Consider the following 23,021-nt stretch of genomic DNA (forward strand, 5'->3'; position numbering starts at 1 on the left):
AGAGAAAATTGCGGACAAGTAGAATTTTAACGAGATAGTTGTGCAAAAAAATTAATCTTTATCGGATTTACACAACTTTGCAGTAGCGTAGTTGTGCATTCGGCGAATAAAAGCATGGATTTGCACAACTTCGTAGTTTCAACGTATCTGCAGGGGGTATTTCACGTGCAAAAATCCTGTTGACAGAAATAAAGTTGCGTGCTAAAATATTTGACGTATTAAAATTATTAACGGTGTTAACTATTTCTTGCGGTAAGTTTAGAACAGGAGACCAATCATGAGAGAGGAACAGAAAAATTTTTTTGATATCATGCATTCTTTTCGGAAATTGAATCTTTCCAGCATGCTGCCGGGCATCAGTCACGGGGAACTTGGTGTGCTGAAGATGATACAGCACTGTCAAAGGTGCAGCGGAGTCGACCAAGGGGGGGTGAAAGTCTCTTTGATTGTGAAAGAAATGCATCTGCCGCCGCCGGCTATTTCCAGAGCATTGCGTGTGCTGGAGGAAAAAGAACTGGTGCTGCGTGATGTGGATAAGAAAGACCGGCGTAATACTTTTGTTAAGGTGACGGAGAAAGGAATCGCGCGCATTGCAGAAGCAGACTGCATTATGGAAGAATTCTCTGATGCAGTGTTTGGCAATTTGGGGGCAGACACCATGCAAAAACTTAACGACTACCTGCAGAAGTTTGTGGAAACTTCCAAAATAGAAATAGAAAAACGAAAGTATAATGAAAAGAAGGGGGAAAGTGAATGAAGAGAATTTTTAGGAACATAATTCCGTACTGGAAATCTGTGCTTCTGATTGTGCTGCTGCTTACGGTGCAGGCCTATTGTGATCTGGCGCTGCCGCAGTACACAGCAGATATTATAGATACTGGTATTACAGGAAAGGGAGTGGAGCATATCGCCCCAGAGAGAATCACTGCTGAGGAATTTCGTGAAGCGCAAGTTTTTATGGAAGAAGAGGAAGCGGTACTGTGGAATGAGATTTATGTAGAGGACGGTGCCGATTACAGACTGAATGCAGAGGATGAAAAGGTTCTAGAAGAAGTCGACGAGAAGCTGATAACCGCTGTAGCGCTGACTTATCAGTTGGGTCACATGCGCGAAGGCGACTTTAAAGATACTATCAAAGAGGCGGTTTCTCAGAATCCACAGATGGCAGAATTGGAATCGAAAATAGACGATATGTCTATCGAAGAGATTGAAACTCTCATGGGCACCGATATTGACAGCTTTCAGGCGGAAGATGAAGAAGGGAATGTGTCGACTTATGTTGACATGCGTCCTCTGATGGAGCGTATGATTGCAGAAGGACAGATGGACGAGGCAGCCATCAGAAATGCCAGAACCTCTATGGAGGAAATGATTACCTCTGTAGGCGAAGATACTCTAAAGTCTATGGGGATTGCTTATGCTGCCTCCTGCAATGAGGCAGCAGGTATCGACATGGAGAAAGTACAGACTGACTATCTTTGGCGTGCAGGGTTTCGCATGTTTTTCATGGCAGCGCTTATGCTGGCGGCAGCGGTCTGCACTTCCTATCTGGCTGCAAGAATCGGCGCAGGAGTCGGCAGAGACCTGCGTGGCAAGGTATTTAAGAATGTAGTCGGATTTTCCAATGGAGAAATTGATAAATTTTCTACTGCATCGCTAATTACCAGAAGTACTAACGACGTACAGCAAATTCAGATGGTAACGACTATGATGCTTCGAATGGTGCTTTATGCGCCGATTTTGGGCATAGGCGGCATTTATAAGGTGGCAAAAACCGGTGCAGGCATGGGATGGATTATCGCGATGGCTGTCCTTGTAATTATGGGATTTGTGCTTCTGCTTGTTTCTATTGCAATGCCGAAGTTCAAACTCATGCAGATACTGGTCGACAATCTGAATCTGGTTTCCAGAGAGATTTTGACAGGTCTTTCAGTTATTCGAGCCTTTGGCAGAGAAAAGACCGAAGAAGAGCGTTTTGATGTTGCCAATGAGAATCTGAAGAAAACGCAGCTATTTACCAACCGGGTGATGACTTTTATGATGCCGGGCATGATGTTAATTATGAACTGTCTGGTCATTCTGATTATGTGGGTCAGCGCACAGAGAATCGACAGTGGAGATTTGCAGGTGGGAAATATGACAGCATTTATTACTTACTCCATGCTGATTGTCATGTCTTTCCTCATGTTGACTATGATGTCCATTATGCTGCCAAGAGCTGGCGTTGCTGCAGAACGTATCGATGAAGTGCTTCAGACAAAATCCTCTATTGGGGAGCCGGAAGAACCGAAGGCTTTGAAAGAGCACAAAGGCGTGCTGGAATTTAAGAATGTCAGCTTCCGTTATCCGGGCGCAGAGGAAGACGTGCTGCATCATATTAGTTTCAAAGCGGAGCCGGGCAAGGTGACAGCTATGATTGGAAGTACCGGCGCTGGAAAATCGACGTTGGTAAATCTGATTCCAAGATTTTATGATGTGACGGAAGGAGAAATTACCTTAGACGGTGTAGATATTAGGGAACTGGCTTTGCACGAACTGCGTGAGGAAATTGGTTTTGTACCGCAGAAGGGGGTTCTGTTTTCTGGAACCATTGCTTCTAACCTTCGCTTTGGCAAGGTTTCGGCTACTGATGAAGAAATCAAAGCGGCAGCAGAAATCGCGCAGGCAGCGGATTTTATCGCAGAGAAAGAAGAGGGATTTGACAGCTATATCGCCCAGGGCGGCAGCAACGTGTCCGGTGGACAGAAGCAGCGTCTTGCTATTGCAAGAGCCATTGCAAAGAATCCAAAGGTTTTCGTCTTTGACGACAGCTTTTCTGCTCTGGATATGAAAACTGATGCAAAGCTTCGCAAAGCGCTGGCTGACAGAGTTAAAAATGCGACGGAGATTGTGGTTGCGCAGCGTATCAGCACCATACTTCATGCAGATCAGATATTGGTATTAGACGATGGAGAAATTGTGGGCAAGGGAACCCACGAGGAATTGATGAGAAACTGTGAGGTTTACAGGCAGATTGCAAGTTCTCAGCTTTCGGAAAAGGAACTGGGAGGTCTATCCCAGAGTGCACAGCTGCCGAAGACTACAGAGGGGGAGGTGAATGACAGTGAAGAATGATACAAGGGAGTTTAAGCCTAGGCGCAGAGGACCTGGCGGACACGGACCGATGGGTGCTATGATGGGCGGCGAGAAAGCGAAAGACTTCAAAGGCTCCTTTCAAAAGCTCCTCGCATATATCGGCAGATATAAGTTTGCCGTGCTGGTGGTTATGCTCTTTGCTGCGGCTTCAACGGTGTTCAACGTGCTGGGACCAAAGGTCATGGGACGCGCTACCACCGAACTTGCAGAGGGACTGATGAGGAAAATCGGAGGTACTGGGGGTATTGATTTTGACAAAATCCTGCAGATCCTTTTGATTACCTTGGGGCTTTATGCCGCAAGTTCGGTGTTTACCTTTGTGCAGGGCTTCATTATGAGCGGCATTACCCAGAAAATCTGTTACCGCATGAGAAGGGAGATTTCTGAAAAGATTAACCGCATGCCGATGAAATATTTTGAAAGCAGAACCTACGGTGAGGTGCTGTCCCGCATTACCAATGATGTGGACACATTAGGACAGGGGTTGAATCAGAGCATTACCCAAATTATTACATCGACTGCAACGCTGATTGGTGTACTGGTCATGATGCTATCTATTTCACCGCTGATGACTTTGATTGCGCTGGTGATTCTGCCGATTTCAGCAATCCTGATGTCGGTGGTAGTAAAGTATTCACAGAAACACTTCCGCACCCAGCAGAAGTATCTGGGCAATATCAATGGACAGGTGGAAGAAACTTTTGCGGGTCATTTGGTTATTAAGGCGTTTAATAAGGAAGACGAAACCATTACGGTATTCGACGAGACTAACGATGTACTTTACGAATCTGCTTGGAAATCGCAGTTTCTTTCAGGACTCATGCACCCACTGATGATGTTTGTAGGCAATATGGGCTATGCCGGTGTTGCGATTTCCGGAGGACTTCTGGCTATCAAGGGCACCATCGGAATTGGAGATATTCAGGCATTTATTCAGTATGTAAAGAATTTCACGCAGCCGATTCAGCAGATCGCTCAGGTCATCAATCAGGTGCAGTCTATGACGGCAGCATCCGAGCGTGTCTTTGAGTTTCTCGCAGAAGAAGAGGAAGAGCAGACTGTTGAAAATCCGGTGCAGCTGAAAGATCCGCAGGGCGCGGTGCGCTTTGACCATGTGCGTTTCGGCTACGACCCGCAGCAGATTATCATCAAGGATTTCAGCGCCGACGTAAAGCCAGGACAGAAAATTGCCATTGTGGGACCGACCGGTGCGGGCAAGACTACCATCGTAAAGCTGCTTATGCGGTTTTATGATGTACAGGAGGGTTCCATTTCCTTGGATGGACACGATATCAGAGCGTTCAACAGACATAATCTGCGTGATTATTTTGGTATGGTGTTACAGGATACCTGGTTGTTTAAAGGGACGATTATGGAGAATATTCGCTATGGCAGACTGGACGCGACGGATGAAGAGGTTATTGCTGCGGCAAAGGCTGCCCATGCGGATCACTTTATCAGAACACTGCCGGGCGGCTACGAAATGGAACTTAATGAAGACGCCTCCAACGTTTCACAGGGACAAAAACAGCTGCTTACCATTGCCAGAGCCATTTTGGCAGATAACAGGGTGCTGATTTTAGACGAGGCGACGTCTTCTGTGGATACTCGTACAGAGGAGCGGATTCAGAGCGCTATGGATAATCTGATGGAAGGCAGAACCAGCTTTATTATCGCGCACAGATTATCTACCATTCGCAATGCAGATTTGATTCTCGTCATGAAGGAAGGCGACATCATTGAGCAGGGAAATCACGACCAGCTGCTGGCAGCCGGCGGTTTCTATGCTGATTTGTATAACTCCCAGTTTGAGGAACTAGGATAAAGGGATATTTTAGAAAAACAGATCAGAGACTTTATTGAAAGAATAGAGTCTCTGTTTTCGTATGCGCATAAGAAATGACAGCATTTTGTGAAAGAATTGGAAGCGGGGTACAGAAGAAACGAAATTTGAAAGAAATTTTGTAGGAGCAACTGGCTTACTTAATCCATGAAGGGTTCTTTTTCTTGTTGTGCCCACACGATAATTTAGAGCGCCTTTTGATTTTCTCAATCGTTTTCTTATCGGGTCCAAAGGAAAATTTCACTTTGCAGAACTTCACCCTTTGTAGGCGCAAAAAAAGGAAAGTTATAAGTAAAATAACGTCTACATGAGTACTTCACACTAATTCACAAAGGATTGAGCGTTTTTTTTCAAGAGAAATCGATAATCATTTCGCTATTTTCTTAAAAAACTCTGAGGAACATGTATTTTGTCCTGATGCACATTAGCCTAGCGAAGGGGTTTCCTTTTTTTTCATGAATAAAGGGTAAAGTTCTGCAAAAGCAAAAAATGCTTCATCTGCTTTTTGGGAAAAATAGGCGTACAGATGTGAAAATGGATTTTCTCGGTTTGAATAACGTGATATAATAAGAAATAATATGTGCAAATCCAGGGGGAAGGCTTATGAAAACGGAAGTTTTAATCCACGAAACATTGTGCCGGAATTTGACGGACAAAGCATTTTTAAAAGAAATCGGAGTTTCCCGAAAAGAGATGGAGCAGAATCTGCAGAAACAGCGGTGGAAGCACATGGTGGCAGACCTTGCAGCAATTGGAATCGCAAATAAACGATACAATGCGCAGGATGTTTTGGCTGCCGTAAAAAAGGTTATTCCACAGCTTTCTGAGGAGCCGGAGGAAGGCTGGCTGCGTCACTGCTACAGCTACCTTCTTGCCCAGCTGTTTCCGGAGATGGGAGAACCTGACGGCGCAGCTTTTTACCACGATGGAAGAAGCTGGCTTTTGCAGATTCTTCGCAGCGTATATAGCTTTGAGCGGGAGCATCTTCCTTTCGACCCGACCAAGGATATGCAGTTTCTCACAGACAGCGAGGTGGAGGAAAAGGGATATACAAAAGAATATATTCATATGCACAAGCTGGTAAAAAGTAAATACGTTTATGAGTTCATGCGTATCGGTATTGATATTACGCCTTTTAACACCCTTGGGCATATCAGCGGGGTTCATTACGTCGCCATGTTTGCAGCAAGACAGCTTGCAAAAGCAGGGGTGCCTGTGGATTTGGCGCTGATTTCCGGCGCGGCAGCAGGGCACGATATCGGAAAATACGGCTGCCGCAAAAGTGAGGAAAAGAGAATCCCTTACCTTCATTATTACTATACCGATTTGTGCTATAACCGTTTTCATATGCCGACTATTGGCCATATTGCAGCCAATCACTCTACTTGGGATTTGGAGCTTGAAAACCTGTCTGTAGAGTCGTTGCTTTTGATTTATGCAGACTTCCGCGTGAAGAGCAGCCGAAATGAAAAAGGCGAGGAAGTGGTGCATTTTTACAGTCTTGCTGAAGCCTATGAGGTGATTTTGGGCAAGCTGGATAATGTGGACGATGCGAAAAAGCTTCGCTACCAAAAGGTTTACGACAAACTGAAAGACTTTGAGAATTATATGGAAGAAAACGGAGTGCACACAGAACTTCCAGAGGATTTTGCGACAGAGCCGAAAGAAGCGCCGCATCCGAAGGTTTGCGAAATTGTTCTTTTGGAGGGAGAAGAGATTGTCAACCAACTGAAGTTTTCTGCCATCGGACATAACATCAGGCTGATGAGTCGCTTCCACCAGGACAGCGAGTTTGCCAGCCTCATAGAAGCTGCTAGAAGTGAGCAGCAGTGGAAGAATCTGCGAACCTATATCAGTATTTTGGGGGAGTACTCCACCTATATGACGGAAAAGCAAAAGCTTTTAACACTGAAATTTCTCTATGAACTGCTTTCTCATAAGGAAAGCGACATTAGAAGTCGGGCAGCAGAAATTATGGGCTGCATGGTCGCAGGCTTTAGCGAAGAGTACAAGAAAGAAGTGCCGACTGATATCACCTTGCCGGACCTCCTTGTCAGCAATCTGACCCTTTGGGAACAGTATCTGACGAAGATTTTAAACCCTTCATATAAGCTGACGGATCAGCATAAGAAGTGGATTTCCAACACGTTGGACAGCTTCGTCAGAGCTACGGTGAACCACTGCAAGCCGTCTTGCAGGCATAAATATTTTGACATTCTGGAAAAATTTTACCAGGATACGGAAAATCATACGGAAAGCACCGCCATGGTGCTTCTTGATGCGGCGGCAGTGATTGACCGCAGTTTGTGTACAGAAAGCTTTGTTGCCGTTATGAGCAGCTTTCTAAAAGGCAGTTTTGGAAGGTTTTCCAGGAGCGTGGATATCGGCGTTCTTTCTGCGGCACGCTGTTATTTTGACGCCTATACGGAAGAGCGTTATGACACTGACCTGCGAATGCTGATGAAACTGCCAAAAGACGAGGACTTTGATAAGCAGCTTGCAGCCATGTTTCTTGACGACTTGAAGACGGGCACACCGTGGATTCAAAAGGTGGCAAATATTGGTTTTATGCTGAAACACGCCATAGGCAGCGGTGACAGAGGAAAACTGCTTCATGTAGCGACGCATCTTTCCAATTTGGTAAAAGTCAGCGAGACTGTGACGGTGCGCCGTGCTGCCGGAGAGGGATTGCTTCATATGATTGCAAAAATGCCGCCGGAGCAGAGAAATGAGTTGACCGTAGAACTGTTTAACGGGTTGGAACTGGGCGATTATCAGTTTTCTAAATACATTCCGGATTACCTGGGTGTTATCATGCTCTATTTGCCGCCAAAGGAACTGGATGAGTCCATCGATGAGCTCCAAAAGATTCTGGAAACTGGAAATGAAATGACGGCATCTTCTGTGGTAAACACTCTTGGAGTAATGTTGGAGCACTATTCTGTTTATAAAGAGAATTTTTATGAGAAAGGTAATACCTCTGAGAAACGCCGTTTCAGACTTCTCAATCTGCTGGTGAAAGCTTATGCCAGCTATAATCATGTCTGTTCGGAGGAGGCTTTCTGGATTCTTGGCACCAGAGTTTTTGGCAGTGAAGTGCTGAGTCTTGCTGAAAAGAACGAACTTTTCTGTCAGTGTTATAAGAAACTGGCAGTGCTGCTTTCTGAAAAGACGGAAGATGCATTGGAGTTTTATAATAATGCGGCGGTTTTGAATCACATTTACAGATATATCGGTCAAAATCAGATTGAAACGGGGAATTTTGATTTTCAGCAAAGTCGCAAGGTGGCATTTTTTCCGGGCACCTTCGACCCATTCAGCTTGGGACACAAGGCTGTCGCCACTACGATTCGTGATATGGGATTTACAGTGTATATGGCTCTTGATGAGTTTTCATGGTCGAAGAACACTCAGCCGAGACTGCAGAGAAGAAAAATCATGAATATGTCAGTGGCTGACGAGGCGGATATCTATGTGTTCCCGGAGGATATTCCGGTTAATATCGCAAATCCGCAGGATATCAAGGTGCTGAAGGATACTTTCTGCGGAAAGGAACTTTATATTGCAGTAGGTACTGACGTGATTAAGAACGCTTCCTGCTACAAAGCGCCGCCGGAGACTGATTCTATTCACACCCTGAATCACATCGCTTTTGCCAGAGAATCAGGTGAGCAGAAGGAGGGTGCAGAGGAAGAAAAGGGCTATCCGATTACTGGTGAGGTGGTTTACCTGCGGCTGAAAAAATACTACGAAGATATCAGTTCCACCAGAATTAGAGAGAATATTGACCTCAACAGGGATATTTCCAACCTGATTGATACGGTGGCGCAAAATTATATTTACGACAGAAATCTCTATCTTAGAGAGCCTGCATATAAACATGTGCTGCAGGCAAAGGAGATTACGATCAGCAGCTACGAGCACAGAGATGTGGATAGTCTTGATAGAATCAGAGAGGATTTAATTTCCCGCGGCTATGATATGGAACGAATCAAGACATATTTGTCGCGGCAAGGCGTGCGTACGCTTTACATTGAAAACGGTGTAAGACAGAAGAAGATGGCTGCATTTGCAGCCGCCCACAGGGTGGAAACCAGCCAGCTTCTTGCGGAGTTTGGTGATCCTGCTATCGCTTCTCACATCAGAGATAAAGCCACCGGCGGTATTGCAGTTATCGGCGCTCTCTTTGTAGGGAAGGGAAGGGCGATTTCCAATGTAAATCAGATTCTTATTACAGAAATTCTAACGGAGCTTTTGGCGCGAGACTTTGCATATGTGGTATATCATCCGGCTGACGAAGCAGGATATAATCCACGGGTTATTGAGGCGCTGCGCAGGCAAGGCTTTATCAATATTGCAGAAGCTGGCAGCCAGACGCCGATTTATGCGGTAGACATGCGCTCGCCGATTGTGGTGTTCCGTGACGTTGAAACTGTAATTAAGAATCCGCTGAACAAAAATCCTAAGGTACTACATGCTCTTGACGAGGCGCACAACAAAATGCTTCGGGTGCTGACGGGGATTTATCACGGACAGCTGGTGCTTTCCTTTAATACCAGTGCGGTGCACAACAAGATTATCGGAAAGGTTGCTAAGCTCAACGGCGTGCCAGTGGAACCTGCGAAAAACAGGCAGCGCGGTCCGTACATGTCGGTGCCTTTTGGAAAGGCGCTGGCGGATGTGGTGGTGCCGAATACAGTAACAAAGGCGCTGCACACGGAAAAATATTTTGACAGCGATTTGAGCCATTTCAATATTGCGGAGATGAAGCATTATGCGGCACTTGACAATCAAGCGAAGACAATCAAGTCTTTTAATCGCCCGATTATCCTGATTGATGATCTTTTGCACAAAGGTTACCGCATGAATATTTTAGACCCGATTTTGAAACAGAATCAGGTAGAGGTAAAGGAAATTATTGTGGGTGTTATGACCGGAAATGGCAGAGATTTAATGGCGGTGAGAAACAGAAAGGCAGAGAGTGCATATTTCCTGCCGAGCCTACAGGTTTGGATTAACGAGAGGGACAGTTATCCGTTTATCGGCGGCGACAGCATGGCAAAAGACGCAGATTCATCTATTAATCTGATTTTGCCGTACACTATGCCTACCTTTATCAAGGCCGGAACAGAGGCGGTCTTCGATTATTCCATGACCTGTCTGGAAAATGCCAGAGACATTTTAAAGGTATTGGAGCAGGAGTATCAGGCTACCTTTGAAAGAAAGCTGACGCTGAAACGTCTGGGCGAGGTTATCACCTATCCGCGGCGTCCGGACATTGGAAATGGCATCAGCTACGATGAAAATCTAGCGCCGTCTGCTTATGTGGAAAACGATATTGAAAAGCTGATTCGTATGCGGCTGAAAGGATAAAAAGGAACGGAAGAATATGAAACGAATTGAAGATTTATGGAAGGAAGCGGGGGTGAGGAACCCTGTCAGCTTGCAGCGAGGCGGCTGCGCACCGGTCAGGCCTGGGAAGAAGCACCGGGTTAACGTTCTGGCTCTCGGCGACGTGGGAAGAACAGTTCTTCTGGGGCTGAAGCTGCTGGGTGGTGATGTGATTTCGTCCATCGGTATTTGCGACCTTTCAGCGGAAAACCTGCAGCGCCTTGAGATGGAAATGAATCAGATTTCCTATCCTTTTGAGGAGGCAGGATCGCTGCCGCAGGTTACGCCTGTAGCCGAAGAACAGCTCTTTGACTGTGATGTGTTTGTTTTCTGTGCAAGCAAAGGTGTGCCGCCGCTGGGAAGTCAAGGCGATGTGCGCATGGCACAGCTTGAAGCAAATAAGGAACTAATCAGTCGCTACGGAAAAATGGCGGCTGACACCCGTTTCAAAGGACTGGTGGCGGTGGTATCAGACCCCGTAGATCCACTTTGCAAGACATTTCTTACTTCCAGCGGTCTTGTGCCTTCCCAGATCCAGGGCTACGGCTTGGGGGTCATGAATGCAAGAGCTTTATATTTTGCTGGAAAAGACCAAAGGCTGGCGCATTATCGAGAAGAGGGGCGCGCTTTCGGACCTCACGGAGAAGATTTGGTGATTGCAGACAGCATTGTGCATTACGACGATGAACTGTCAAAGGAGCTGACTGCGCTGACGGTGAATGCCAATGTAGCGGTTCGGGAGCTAGGCTTTAAGCCGTATATCGCGCCTGCTATCTCATCTGCGGCCATCTCTATTCTGCTGACTTTGCGGGGAGCGTGGCACTACAGCTCTCTATATCTGGGAGATGAGAATACCGGCGCTTTTCTCGGCATTAAAAACCGCATGGAGGCAGACGGTCCTGACTACGAGGATTTACCTTTGCCGGAGGCGCTGTATGAACGGATTAATAAGGCATATAGGCATCTGTTGACTTTAAAATGACGTATGTGAAAAGGAAAAGAGGCGATTGAATTTGCTAACAGTGATTAAACCGTTTTGCAAAGAATTTAAAAGGGAAAGTCGGATGGATCAGGTGCTTTCGGAAGCACTTAAAAATGTCAAGGCGGAATATCTTCTGACCGCTGACGATTTAGAAAGAACCGACCTCAGAGGCAGGAGACTGCTCTTTGCTGTCTGCCTTTCTGAAGCCGGTATCAATTTGGAATACTATCGTATGCTGGAGTATTTCCGCAAAGTGCCGGACTGCCTTGCAGGGGCTTGTGCAGGAGTAATTGTGGACGGCAGCGGAGAGCTTTTTACCAAAAGTCTCGCCCGGCGTCTGGTATTTTCTGCAAACATGGCAGGCTGTACTTTCCCTGGCAAACCTCTGGTGGAAGCAACCGGATCCTTATACAATTTTCAGATTATCAGCAAAGTGAATCATACGGATTTGGCGGAGGCTTATGCCGGGCAGGTGAAAAAACTGGTGCAGCGGCTTCTTTCTTTCGAAATTCATGGGGAAAAGACGCAAAAAGTGTTGATGGTTCACGCTAGCAGCAGGAAGACGTCCAACAGTCTGCTTCTTTGGGAAAAGGTACGCAGATATTTTGACGACGATGTAGAGGTGGAGGAGATTTCTCTGCGAAACGGTCAGCTCCTTGACTGCCGCGGCTGTAAATACGAGACCTGTCTGCATTTTGGCGAAAAGGACGACTGCTTTTATGGTGGCGTCATGGTAGAAAAGGTTTATCCTGCTATCATTAAATGCGATACGCTGGTGATGGTTTGCCCTAATTACAATGATGCGGTCAGCGCTAACCTGACAGCCTTTATTAACCGGCTGACCTCTGTGTTCCGCACCCACGACTTCTCAAAGAAAAGAGTCTTTGCTCTAGTGATATCCGGCTACAGCGGCGGAGATATTGTGGCGGAGCAGGTGATTGGTGCGATGAATTTCAACAAGAACTTTATTTTACCGGGAAATTTTGCTCTGGTAGAAACTGCTAATAATCCGGGAAGCATTCTAAAAGTGGAAAATCTGGAAGAAAAAGCCGCAGCCTTCGCGGAGAGAATTTATTCTTCACTTTAGAACACTTTTGCGGTATAATAGAAGTATCCAAAGGGATAGGATAGAGAACAGAAAGGGTGTTTTTTATGAAGAAACTAGTTACAATCAGCAGAGAGTACGGAAGCGGTGGGCGAATTATCGGAAGACTTGTTGCGGAGAAACTGGGCGTGCCATTTTACGATAAGGAGATTATCGATATGGCGGTAGAAAAGAGCGGATTATCCAGAGAAACTGTGGAGACCGCGGAGCTTCGTGCAAAGAGCAGCTTCTCGTATAGCCTTTCTTCAGCAATGAACTTCGGTGAGGGCATGATGAGCGAGGCAGTTTCCGTTAACGAAAAGCTTTTTATCACCCAATTTGATGTGATTAATCAGATTGGCGAGGAGGGCGAAGGTGTCATCGTCGGAAGGTGTGCTGATTACATTCTCAAGGATATGCCAGGAGTGACGAATATCTTTGTTTATGCGGAACTGGAAGACAGGATTCGCCGTTGTATCGATGTTTACGGCATTGATGCCGCCGATGCAAAGGAGACAGTGCATACTTATGACAAAGCTCGTGCAAACTACTATAACTACCATACCTGCCAGAAATGGGGGCAGTTCTCCAACTATAATTTGGCAATCAACAGCAGTTATATTTCAGAAGAAGAGGCTGCAAGCTTAATTGTGGAATACGTTAATAAGAGAACATATAGATAAATTAAAGTGAAAATCAAGTGGATGAGTCGAGAATTTTGACCACGGAGGAAATGAAATGAGCAAGAAAAATAAACTGGAGCCGAATAAGGCGGATAAAGGAAGAAAAAGCGGCACGTCTGCAGCAGCAAAGGTAGCCCTTGCAATTTTAGGTGTAGGCTTTGTGGCAGGAACTACGTTGGTAGTGGGTATGGACCACATCATGAAAAAAATCTTTGTGAACGAAGACTGGCCAGATGAAGAATGGTCGAGAGATGACTGGGCTGAAGAAGATTTAGAGGGATAAGTGACACGACCGGTGAAAGGGCAGGAATTTCCGCCTTTTCATCGGCTTTATTTTTGCTTTGTTTATTACAGCTTAAGACTGGTCAGCCTATCATGAAGCACTTGTTTGGTGATACCCGGTTTTCGTAAGTTTGTTTTGACGACGTGATTTCCAACGTCGTTTTTTGTGTGGAGAAATAGGCAGGCAAATCGGAAGGTGTAATCCATTCGCTTTCCGCAGAAGCAAATGCGCCTTCGATGACATTGCGCAGCTCCCGAATGTTGCCGGGCCAGTGATAGCTCTGAAACAGTGATGTGGTGTCAGATGACAGAACTTTGATTTCTATAGAATATTAAAAGCGACAATAAAATACAAAATTTAAACAGGGCACTTTCACTTGTATAGAGACTGTCAAAACAGTTGTATATGTAACGGAGATAGAATGTTTATATGAAAAAGATACAGAATTTAGATGATAGGAAAGTTTTTCATCCTTTTTCCAACAAAAATATATATGCTATGGTCATGCACGACGAGATGCGCTGCAGAGAATTTTTAAAGTGAATTTTTCCGGAAAGAAAGGCTCGCCAGGTGCGCCTGTCGAAGGAATACAAATATTCTGAGCGAGAAGATGGATGCCGAGTCGAAGTAGAAAAGACAATTCTTAATGGTCCGTTTTACAAAAGCATCCAATTGAATGTACTTTTTGAGGATGCTGCTGCATGCCTATGAAGCACTGAGAACATGTCATGTCATCTTTGTCTGCCAATTTGGTTTGTTTGGAAAGGCGGAGACGGTATATCAATTTGAAAACTTTGACAGAAAAAATGACTTGCCATTAGGGGACTTTACAAATACAATAATGTTAAATACAACCTGTGTAAAGGAGAAAATGCCGGAGTCTCTTCGAACGCTTCTGGAATATATCAGGAGCGGAAAGATTTCGGAAGACGATGTTTTTGTGGAAGAAATCCATCATCAGGTGATAGAACTGAATGAAAAGAGGGATTTGATGGGTTTTATGACATTGGAAGAGGATTCCAGACTCAGAGAAAAATGGGCAAGGAAAAAGGGTTTTGCCGAAGGCGAGCAGAAGGGCAGGCTTGAAATCGCCAGGAACATGAAAGCGGATGGAATACCGCTAGAGCAAATCATGAAGTACACACAATTGACGGAAGAAGTTAGAGATCTTTAAATGAAACAAAAACTGGCTTTTAAGAGCCAGTTTTTGTTTCATTGTACTTTATTGGGAAACCCTTGGAATGTACATATCTGAATAGATTTCTTCGATTTTATGTATGTTCGTGTGCATATTTCGGAGATTTTTTGATTTTTATGCATGACGCGGAAACAGGTGCAGCGAATTTGAGCAAGTCAAGCTTTCATGCGTTTGCAGTAATAGGGCGTGCCAACAGCATTGACAGAAATTGGATTATACGGTATATTGATATAGAAAAGAATCACGTTGACTACTTGAAAGAAAGAGCAAGGATCGTACCATGGGGGAAAAGAAAGTATCGAATCAGACAGTATCCAAATTAGTACAATTAATATCTTGTATTGCAGAAAGTCGTACGCCGATGCGGCTGCAGGATATTTCAGAACATATTGGTGTGCCGGTAGCGACGGCATTCCGCTATTTGAATGCATTGGTGGAGGAAGGACTGGTATTTCAGGATGGGGCGACAAATCGTTATGCGATGACGTGGCGGGTCTGTGAATATGGAAAATTGGTACGAAATCATATGACGATAAGGAACCTTTCCGGAAGTTTGGTCAGTGAATTATCGGTTAAGCTTTCGCGAGGCGTAAGCTTGTCCATAGAAAGAGGAATGGAGTGCGTCTATATCGACTGCGTATATGATCCGACCAGTATCAGCGGTGGGGTACCGCTGCAGCGCATTGGGCTGCAGGCACCAATTCATGCGGTTTCTTCGGGAAAATTGTTTTTGACTGCATACGAAGAAAGTGATATTGATTTGCTGGTCAATCAAAAAGGACTGGAACAGCTGACAGAGAAAACTATTACGACAAAAGACGACTTAATGGAGGAACTTCGTCGTACGAAGAATAATCAATATGCCCTGGATGATCAGGAATGTGAGCCGGGTCTGCGTTGTGTTGCGGTTCCCATTTATGACTATAGCGGTGAGATTGCAGCAGCGTTGAGCTGCTTCGGAAAAGTAGAGAATATGTCCTTTGAGCAGATTCACAGTGACATTTTACCAGAACTTAGAAGTGTGGCAAAAGAAATCTCTTTTAGAATGGGCAGCTATGAATAAGTGAGAAGCGTGGTCTCTGTATAAGAAATAGAAAATCCCTTTGACAGAATCGAATCTGGACAAAGGGATTTTTTGTCGCATAATCAAAAATGAAATTAATTTTCAATTTTGATTGACAAAATGAAAAATATGAAATAAAATGAAATTAACTTCTAAAAAACTAAAAATTTGGAGGAATGCGAAAATGAATGTTGAAAGGAAGAAATATTGTGTAAATGGTGAATGGCATCTGTCAAAAACGGATAAGTATATGCCTGTCACTGATTCAAGCACAGGAGAAATGATTGCAGAAGTTCCTTGTTGTACGGCAGAGGAAGTAGAATCGGCTATTGCATCGGCACAGGAGGCTTTTCCTGCATGGTCGAAGCTTTCGTTAAGTCAGAGAACGCAGATGATGTTTAAATGGAGAAACATTCTGATAGAACATCTGGAAGAATTGACACTGTTATGCGCGAAAGAGTTAGGTAAGACCTTAGCAGAGGCGAGAGGCGACGTGTTGAAAGCGATTGAGCCGACAGAACATGCTTGCTCCTTACCGACACTGATGCAGGGCGATGCATCTTTGCAGGTAACAACCGGATTTGATACAGCGACTTATCGGATGCCGTTAGGCGTTGTAGCGGGGATTGTACCGTTTAACTTCCCAGCGATGATTCCATGGGGCTGGATGGTGCCGCTTGCGATCGCCTCCGGAAATACGGTTGTGTTGAAAGCATCCAGCGCGACGCCACTTACAGCGATGCGCATATTAGAGCTTTTCTATGAAGAAGGAGGATTCCCGAAGGGCGTTGTCAATCTGGTAACCTGCAGCAGAAAAGAAGCAGATATTTTCTTGACAGATTCACGAGTTAAGGCAGTTACTTTTGTAGGTACGACAGGCGTTGGCAAGCAGATTTACTCTACAGCTGCGGCAAACGGAAAGCGTGTGCAGGCACAGTGTGAAGCGAAAAATCATGCGCTTGTTTTGGAGGATGCTGATTTGGAAAGTGCTGCAAGCGCAATTATCAACTCTACATATGGATGTGCTGGTATGAGATGTATGGCTCTTCCGGTTATTGTAGTACAGGAATCCATTGCTGACACGTTCGTTGCTTTGTTGAAGGAAAAGGCTATGGCAATGAAGGTCGGTTGCGCGTATGATCCGGAAACAAATCTGGGGCCGGTTGTATCGGCGGAGCATAAGACAAAGGTATGTGATTGGATTCAGAAAGGAATTGACGAGGGCGCTGAACTCGTGTTAGATGGCCGTAACGTTACAGTTCCAGGCTTTGAAAAAGGCTTTTTCGTCGGGCCAACGATTTTTGACCATGTAAAGCCGGGCATGACTATTGGCGACAGAGAAATCTTTGGTCCAGTGACATTGATAAAACGGGTGAAGAATTTTGAAGAGGGACTTGCTTTGATGAATGAAAATCCATTTGCCAACGGCTCTGTAATCTTCACACAAAACGGATATTATGCCAGAGAATTTGAGTTCCGTACTGACGGCGGAATGGTAGGCATTAACGTAGGAATTCCTGTGCCGTCCGCATATTTTCCATTTTCCGGAAACAAGGATTCCTTCTTTGGAGATTTGCATGTACTTGGAAAAGACGGCGTTCGATTCTATACGCGGGCTAAGACCGTGACGAAGCACTGGTATGATGAGACAGCAAGAAAAAAGAAAAAAGAAGTTGATACCTGGGAAGGAACCGTTGAAAGAATTTAGCAATCGGATTTCAAGCGGTATTTATAAATGAAAGTTCACATTATGGAAAGGAGAAAAGGAATGGAAAAAGGAAAGAAAAAGAAAAGGTTTGCTGTGCCGAATGTATTTATCATTCTGTTTGCAATGATTTTTGTTTGCAGCATATTATCCTATATTGTGCCGGCAGGTACATATGAGATGATGGAATTGGACGGCAGATCTGTTGTTGACCCGGATTCTTATCACACCATAGAGCAAACACCGGTGTCTCTAATGCAAATGCTGACTTCCATTACCAGAGGCCTGCAGGAGAGTGCGCAGATTGTATTCTTCCTCTTTATTGTAGGAGGCGCTATGGCAGTCATACAGTCTACAGGCGCACTGGAGGCAGGCGTTGGTAAACTTGCAAAGAGTTTAAAAGGAAAAGATCTGATTATTATTCCGATTGTTCTGGCATTGTTTGGCTTGGGCGGCGCAATTTTCGGTATGTGTGAAGAATCCGTACCTTTAGTTCCTCTCTTTGTTGCTCTATGTTTGGCTATGGGATATGACTCTATCGTTGGCGTAGCCATCGTTATGATTGGCGGAGCGATTGGTTGGGCCGGTGAGTTTATGAATCCATTCTGTTTGCAGGTTGCGCAGGGCATTTCGGAGTTGCCGCCGCTTTCCGGTATGGGTCTTAGAATTGCGCTGTTTGTGACGATGCTGGTAGTAACCTCTCTGTGGATTATGCGGTATGCGAGAAAAGTAAAAAAAGACCCGCAGCTTTCGCCGATGTATGAATTGGACAAGCAGAGAGAGGATACCCTGGATCTTGAACATTTGCCGAAGTTTGGCGGACGTGAAAAGGCTATTTTAATCGTATTCCTCTTGATGATTGTACTGCTTGTTTACGGTGTAATCGAGCTGGGTTGGTATATGGATGAAATCTGTGCGTTGTTCCTTGGAACTTCCATTATCTGTGCAATCATCGGAAAAATTGGTTTCAACCGTTATGCCGAGGTTCTTGGAAAGGGCATGATGGATCTTGCTACAGGCGCGTTAATCGTTGGTTTCTCCAAGGCTATTGTAGTCGTATTGACCGACGGCAGTATCCTTCACGTAATCTTACACGGCGCGGCTTCTGTACTCGGTGTGCTGCCGCCAATCTTCTCCGCAATCGGTATGTACATTTTCCAAAATTTGTTGAACTTAGTCGTTGTATCAGGATCCGGACAGGCTGCGCTTACCATGCCTCTCATGGCGCCGCTGGCAGATCTGGTAGATGTAACGAGACAGACGGCAGTTATGGCGTTGTCAGTGGGTAATGGACTGTCCAATGTATTGACACCGGTTTCAGGCTTCCTGATGGCGGGGCTTGCACTTGCAAAGGTTCCTTGGGAGAAATGGGCAAAATGGATGCTGCCGCTGATTGGAATTCAGTTTGTAATTGGTCTCGTGTTTATCATCATCGCCCATGTGACGCAGTATGGACCGTTCTAAGAAAACACCGCGATAGAAAAAGAGATTGCTAAACAGAAGAACAAATTCTGTGAAAGGAGGCCTGTTCATGGCAGAATTTTTTAGACCCGACACTTTGCAGGAGGCATTAGAAATTCTTGGACACTATAAAGAGAAGGCGGTTATTGTAAACGGAGGCAGTGATATTGTAATAGATATCAGCCAGAAAAGGATTGCGCCTTCCGCTATCGTTTATATTGGACAGCTAGCGGAGCTACGATATGTTCGGGAAGAAAAGGACTGCGTTATGCTGGGTGGGAATATGACCTACAGGGAGATGGCGCAGGATCCCATATGCCAGAAAATTGAGGGATTGATTACGGCAATCTCCAATCTGGGAAGTCCAGGCGTTCGAGCTGTTGCAACGCCGGCAGGTAATATTGGTACGGCTGCGCCGGCGGCTGATTGCGCAACGATGTTAATGGCACTTAAGTCTGAAATCGTGCTTGTCAGTGAGCAAGGTGAGAGAAAAGTACCGCTGCAGGACTTTTATTTAGGAAGAAATCGAACAGTGAAGCATGCCGATGAAATCATTCGAGAGATTTGTTTTCCGGCAATACAGCTGGAAGAAGGTACCGGTTATTGCAAAGTAGCTCGCCGTAAGGCGCAGGACATTGGCAAAATACTTGTTGGTGCAAGAGTACAGCTAGAGGGTGATGTAATCAGTCGCGCCTCCATATCCCTGGGGGCGTTAAATGCAAATATTGTGCGCGCGTTCAGTCTGGAGGAAGCTGTGACAGGTATGAAACCAGCGGAAGCGCGGCAATATCTGAAAGAGACTTTTCCGAAGGAAGCGGTTTTGCGGGAGTCCTACTTTAAGGAATATAAAGAGCTTACAACCAGAGCTGTTATTGCGCAGGCATTTTCCAGGGCGCTTGCCAGCGCTGAAAGGAGGAAGTAATATGCGCCGTATATCATTTGTTCTAAATGGAGAACCTGTTAGCTGTGAAATTGAGGGTGATGAAATTCTGACAGATACGATAAGAAACAGGTTTAAGCTTACAGGTACAAAAAAGGGATGCGGTACAGGAGATTGCGGAGCATGTACAGTATTGGTTGACGACGTGGCTGTCAGGTCATGTACCATGCTTACCGGAATGATTGAGGGAAAACGAGTCATGACCATAGAAGGTCTTGGAACGACGGATCAGCTTCATCCGGTGCAACAGGCTTTTGTCGATGTAAATGCTGTACAATGTGGTTTTTGTATTCCGGGTATGGTTCTGGCGGCGTATGCCTTGCTCAAGGAGAATCCCAATCCGACAGAAGAAGAAATTCGTATTGCAATCTCAGGTAATCTTTGCCGCTGCACAGGATATCAAAAAATTGTAGAAGCGATTCAGCTTGCTGCCATGCGCATGTAGGCTCAGAAAGCATAAGAACATAGAAAGGAAGGAAGAAATTATGATTAAATATTATGAAGGCGACGGACGTTTATCTTTAGTAACGGAGCATAATGGAGTGCTGTATTTGACAGGAAGAACCAGTGAAGGTAAAGATATCAAAGAACAGACCCAGGGAGTTCTGAATATTATTGATGAAACATTAGCAAAATACAATTCGGATAAGGAGCATATCGTTCGCGTTCAAATCTTTTTGAAAGACGTCCTCAGAGATTTCGATGATATGAATGAGGTGTGGGAAGCCTGGGTTGTAGAAGGAAAGGAACCTGCAAGAGCGACAGTATCCGCTGATATGGCGTTAGAGGACAGACTGGTGGAAATGGTCGTTACTGCTGTTGTAAAATAAGAGCGTAACGCTGAATAGAAAAGATACCTTCGGTTGACACCGCTGTCTTTGGCTTCGGATACCAGCCGAAGGCGTTGTTTTTGCAAAATAGGAGTAAGAACATCATGAATAGGAATAACAGTCTTATTGGAAAACGAATGGTAAAGCCTGATACCATCGCAAAGGTGACGGGCGCGGCAAAATTCACTGCGGATTTAGCTGTTCATCGTACAGACCTGTTGTATGCAAAGGCCTTGTTTTCCCCTTATGGGCATGCTAAAATAGTGTCCATTGATACTTCACAGGCAGAAGCCCTCGACGGAGTGGAAGCTGTCATGACTGCTAAGGATTTGCCGCCGGGATGTGTGAATGGATATGGTTTAGACGAATATGATAAGCCTGTTTTAGCGGAAAATAAAGTGATCTACGAGGGTGACGCGGTAGCGATTTTAGCAGCTCGGGATTTGGCGACGGCGGAAAAAGCAATTTCTTTGATTCAAGTAGAGTATGAACCCCTTCCTGCTTATGACGATCCGAGAGAGGTTTTTGAGATGGAAGCCGGGGCGATTCATGAGAAACATCCTTTTTCTGGCGATCGTAATATTTCCTATAGCGCAAAGGTGCTGCGAGGCGATGTGGAGGCGGCTTTCGAGAAAGCAGACGTAATTCTCGATCATTACTTTGAAACGCCTATGGTTGACCACGCGTACATTGAACCAGATGTGTGCATTGCAGAACCAGATTTGATACAGGGCGGTATTACAATTTACAGTCCTCAGCATAATGTGCAGGGTGCGAAAAAATCGCTCTGTAAAGTGTTTGGACTGCCGCAGAGCAAAATTCATGTGATCAGTACCATTGTAGGCGGCGCGTTTGGAGGAAAGGAAGACTCAACCTTTGATGTTTCCGCGATTGCCGGCGTATTGGCTCTGAGGACAGGAAGACCTGTATTTTACGAGGAGACACGGGAAGAAGTATTCCGTACTACTGGAAAGAGACATGCGGCATTTCTGCATCATCGGTTAGCCGCGGATAAAACGGGAAAAATACTAGGAATAGATGTATTCAATATTATAGATAAGGGTGCGTATCAGTCAGTAGACGCGATTCCGGACAGAACGGTGCTATATGCGGGCGGTCCGTATAAAATTCCTGCATCGAGAGCTCATGGTCATTCTGTTTATACAAATCATCCATATGGATGCGCGTTTAGAGGATTAGGCGCGCCGCAGGCACATTTCGCGATCGAATGTCAAATGGATATGTTGGCTCATGAACTGGGAATGGATCCGATTGAATTACGATTAAAGAACATCGTAAGGGACGGCGATAGCATTCATACCGGACAGATTATGCTGGGAGAGCGCGGCGTTGGCCTGGAAGAATGTCTGCTCAAGGTGAAGGAAGCACTTTGCTGGGACGCGCCTAGAGATAGAGGAGCCGGTGTGAAGAAACGGGGAAAGGGCGTGGCCTGCTTTATGTACGGTATAGGAACAGGCAGCTCTCCGGACGGCGCTCATTGTATCGTACAAGCGCAGCGGGACGGTTCTATTAACATTGGATTGTCTTCTAATGAATTGGGCCAGGGACTTCTTGTTGCGATGAAGCAGATTGCAGCGGAAGCGATGGGAGTTTCCTATGAAAAGGTATACGTGGATTACTCTAATTCAGCAACCTCATTAGAAGCTGGCGCGACAGTTTCTTCAAGAACGACAGCCCTGATGGGAAACGCGGTTCTGGCAGGCTGCAAAACGCTGCGGGAACGGTTTATCAAATATGCCGCGGACGAGGTTTTCAAGGTAGGAACAGAGTCTCTAGCTATGGCGGAGGACACAGTTTTCGTCAAAGGAAAACCGGAAACCGCCATTCCACTGGAGAAAATCGTGACAGGCGCTTACAGAGCGCAGGTACCGCTTGCAACGATCGGGTCATGGTTTCCTCCAAGAGTACACCCGAACCCTAAGGGCACCCACGATCAAATGCACGCATTTACATTTGGAACCTGCGGTGTGGAGCTGGAAGTAGATACAGAGACAGGAGAGCTTACTGTTTTGCGGTGCATTCTGGCATGTGACGTCGGAAAAGCAATTAACCCGAGTACAGTAGAGGGTCAGATGGAAGGCGGCATGGCCCAGGGCATCGGCTGGGGTATCATGGAGGAACATTTTATGAGTCAGGGTCGGATGAAGAATCATACCTATCATGACTTTTTAATTCCGACAGCTGTCGACGTGCCGAATCTGGAAACGATCATCGTAGAGCATCCGAATGTACTCGGTCCATTCGGCGCAAAAGGAATCGGAGAGCCGCCGGTGGTTGGCATCGCGCCAGCGATCAGAAACGCTTTCTTTGACGCGACGGGGGTCTTTATCAATACGATTCCGCTCACGCCGGTTCGGGTTATGGAAGCATTGCATAAATGTGACAAAGGAAAGGAATAGATT

Annotated in this window: 16 protein-coding genes; all 16 read left to right on the plus strand. The window is 45.5% G+C overall.

Features of this window, described 5'->3' with window-relative positions:
- The first annotated feature begins 277 nt into the window (after nt 1-277).
- The 16 genes from D1155_RS10280 to D1155_RS10355 all read left to right on the plus strand — a co-directional run bounded on the left by D1155_RS10280 (nt 278) and on the right by D1155_RS10355 (nt 23,018).
- Nucleotides 278-757 carry a winged helix DNA-binding protein gene (locus D1155_RS10280; RefSeq protein WP_160202315.1) on the plus strand — a complete coding sequence of 160 codons (480 nt, stop codon included), beginning with the start codon at nt 278-280 and terminating at the stop codon, nt 755-757.
- Nucleotides 754-3,114: an ABC transporter ATP-binding protein gene (locus tag D1155_RS10285; RefSeq protein ID WP_160202316.1), complete on the plus strand. Its 2,361-nt coding sequence runs from the start codon at nt 754-756 to the stop codon at nt 3,112-3,114. Before D1155_RS10280 ends, D1155_RS10285 begins: the two co-directional genes overlap by 4 nt.
- Nucleotides 3,098-4,960: an ABC transporter ATP-binding protein gene (locus tag D1155_RS10290; RefSeq protein WP_160202317.1), complete on the plus strand. Its 1,863-nt coding sequence runs from the start codon at nt 3,098-3,100 to the stop codon at nt 4,958-4,960. The genes D1155_RS10285 and D1155_RS10290 overlap by 17 nt, the downstream gene beginning before the upstream one ends.
- 621 nt (nt 4,961-5,581) lie before the next feature.
- Nucleotides 5,582-10,351: a phosphohydrolase gene (locus D1155_RS10295; RefSeq protein WP_160202318.1), complete on the plus strand. Its 4,770-nt coding sequence runs from the start codon at nt 5,582-5,584 to the stop codon at nt 10,349-10,351.
- A gap of 16 nt (nt 10,352-10,367) precedes the next feature.
- Nucleotides 10,368-11,351 (plus strand): lactate dehydrogenase, encoded by a 984-nt coding sequence (locus tag D1155_RS10300; protein WP_160202319.1) that lies wholly within the window; start codon nt 10,368-10,370, stop codon nt 11,349-11,351.
- A gap of 25 nt (nt 11,352-11,376) precedes the next feature.
- On the plus strand, nt 11,377-12,438 hold the full coding sequence (locus tag D1155_RS10305) for an NAD(P)H-dependent oxidoreductase (RefSeq protein WP_243151072.1): 1,062 nt from the start codon (nt 11,377-11,379) through the stop codon (nt 12,436-12,438).
- Between the two features lie 65 nt (nt 12,439-12,503).
- Entirely contained in the window at nt 12,504-13,118 is a 615-nt protein-coding gene (locus D1155_RS10310; RefSeq protein WP_160202320.1) for a cytidylate kinase-like family protein, read from the plus strand.
- A gap of 55 nt (nt 13,119-13,173) precedes the next feature.
- Nucleotides 13,174-13,401: a hypothetical protein gene (locus D1155_RS10315; RefSeq protein WP_160202321.1), complete on the plus strand. Its 228-nt coding sequence runs from the start codon at nt 13,174-13,176 to the stop codon at nt 13,399-13,401.
- 691 nt (nt 13,402-14,092) lie between these two features.
- Nucleotides 14,093-14,575 carry an Rpn family recombination-promoting nuclease/putative transposase gene (locus D1155_RS10320; protein WP_243153695.1) on the plus strand — a complete coding sequence of 161 codons (483 nt, stop codon included), beginning with the start codon at nt 14,093-14,095 and terminating at the stop codon, nt 14,573-14,575.
- Nucleotides 14,576-14,879: 304 nt separating this feature from the next.
- Entirely contained in the window at nt 14,880-15,662 is a 783-nt protein-coding gene (locus D1155_RS10325) for an IclR family transcriptional regulator (protein WP_160202323.1), read from the plus strand.
- A 184-nt stretch (nt 15,663-15,846) separates the two neighbouring features.
- Nucleotides 15,847-17,370, plus strand: coding sequence for a CoA-acylating methylmalonate-semialdehyde dehydrogenase (locus D1155_RS10330; RefSeq protein WP_160202324.1), 1,524 nt, complete (start codon nt 15,847-15,849; stop codon nt 17,368-17,370).
- Nucleotides 17,371-17,430: 60 nt separating this feature from the next.
- Nucleotides 17,431-18,831 (plus strand): AbgT family transporter, encoded by a 1,401-nt coding sequence (locus D1155_RS10335; RefSeq protein WP_160202325.1) that lies wholly within the window; start codon nt 17,431-17,433, stop codon nt 18,829-18,831.
- Nucleotides 18,832-18,898: 67 nt separating this feature from the next.
- On the plus strand, nt 18,899-19,750 hold the full coding sequence (locus tag D1155_RS10340) for an FAD binding domain-containing protein (RefSeq protein ID WP_160202326.1): 852 nt from the start codon (nt 18,899-18,901) through the stop codon (nt 19,748-19,750).
- A 1-nt stretch (nt 19,751) separates the two neighbouring features.
- Nucleotides 19,752-20,213 (plus strand): (2Fe-2S)-binding protein, encoded by a 462-nt coding sequence (locus D1155_RS10345; RefSeq protein ID WP_160202327.1) that lies wholly within the window; start codon nt 19,752-19,754, stop codon nt 20,211-20,213.
- A 40-nt stretch (nt 20,214-20,253) separates the two neighbouring features.
- Nucleotides 20,254-20,598 carry a RidA family protein gene (locus D1155_RS10350; RefSeq protein WP_201759581.1) on the plus strand — a complete coding sequence of 115 codons (345 nt, stop codon included), beginning with the start codon at nt 20,254-20,256 and terminating at the stop codon, nt 20,596-20,598.
- 104 nt (nt 20,599-20,702) lie between these two features.
- Nucleotides 20,703-23,018, plus strand: coding sequence for a xanthine dehydrogenase family protein molybdopterin-binding subunit (locus D1155_RS10355; protein WP_160202328.1), 2,316 nt, complete (start codon nt 20,703-20,705; stop codon nt 23,016-23,018).
- The last annotated feature ends 3 nt before the right edge of the window (nt 23,019-23,021 follow it).

This window comes from Anaerotruncus sp. 80, assembly GCF_009936115.1.
Lineage (GTDB): Bacteria > Bacillota > Clostridia > Peptostreptococcales > Anaerovoracaceae > Senimuribacter > Senimuribacter intestinalis.

Bases quoted from the DNA above. Each gene is read 5' to 3' on its own strand.
- D1155_RS10280 (WP_160202315.1), top strand. From the start codon at position 278: ATGAGAGAGGAACAGAAAAATTTTTTTGATATCATGCATTCTTTTCGG.
- D1155_RS10285 (WP_160202316.1), top strand. From the start codon at position 754: ATGAAGAGAATTTTTAGGAACATAATTCCGTACTGGAAATCTGTGCTT.
- D1155_RS10290 (WP_160202317.1), top strand. From the start codon at position 3,098: ATGACAGTGAAGAATGATACAAGGGAGTTTAAGCCTAGGCGCAGAGGA.
- D1155_RS10295 (WP_160202318.1), top strand. From the start codon at position 5,582: ATGAAAACGGAAGTTTTAATCCACGAAACATTGTGCCGGAATTTGACG.
- D1155_RS10300 (WP_160202319.1), top strand. From the start codon at position 10,368: ATGAAACGAATTGAAGATTTATGGAAGGAAGCGGGGGTGAGGAACCCT.
- D1155_RS10310 (WP_160202320.1), top strand. From the start codon at position 12,504: ATGAAGAAACTAGTTACAATCAGCAGAGAGTACGGAAGCGGTGGGCGA.
- D1155_RS10315 (WP_160202321.1), top strand. From the start codon at position 13,174: ATGAGCAAGAAAAATAAACTGGAGCCGAATAAGGCGGATAAAGGAAGA.
- D1155_RS10320 (WP_243153695.1), top strand. From the start codon at position 14,093: ATGCTGCTGCATGCCTATGAAGCACTGAGAACATGTCATGTCATCTTT.
- D1155_RS10325 (WP_160202323.1), top strand. From the start codon at position 14,880: ATGGGGGAAAAGAAAGTATCGAATCAGACAGTATCCAAATTAGTACAA.
- D1155_RS10330 (WP_160202324.1), top strand. From the start codon at position 15,847: ATGAATGTTGAAAGGAAGAAATATTGTGTAAATGGTGAATGGCATCTG.
- D1155_RS10335 (WP_160202325.1), top strand. From the start codon at position 17,431: ATGGAAAAAGGAAAGAAAAAGAAAAGGTTTGCTGTGCCGAATGTATTT.
- D1155_RS10340 (WP_160202326.1), top strand. From the start codon at position 18,899: ATGGCAGAATTTTTTAGACCCGACACTTTGCAGGAGGCATTAGAAATT.
- D1155_RS10345 (WP_160202327.1), top strand. From the start codon at position 19,752: ATGCGCCGTATATCATTTGTTCTAAATGGAGAACCTGTTAGCTGTGAA.
- D1155_RS10350 (WP_201759581.1), top strand. From the start codon at position 20,254: ATGATTAAATATTATGAAGGCGACGGACGTTTATCTTTAGTAACGGAG.
- D1155_RS10355 (WP_160202328.1), top strand. From the start codon at position 20,703: ATGAATAGGAATAACAGTCTTATTGGAAAACGAATGGTAAAGCCTGAT.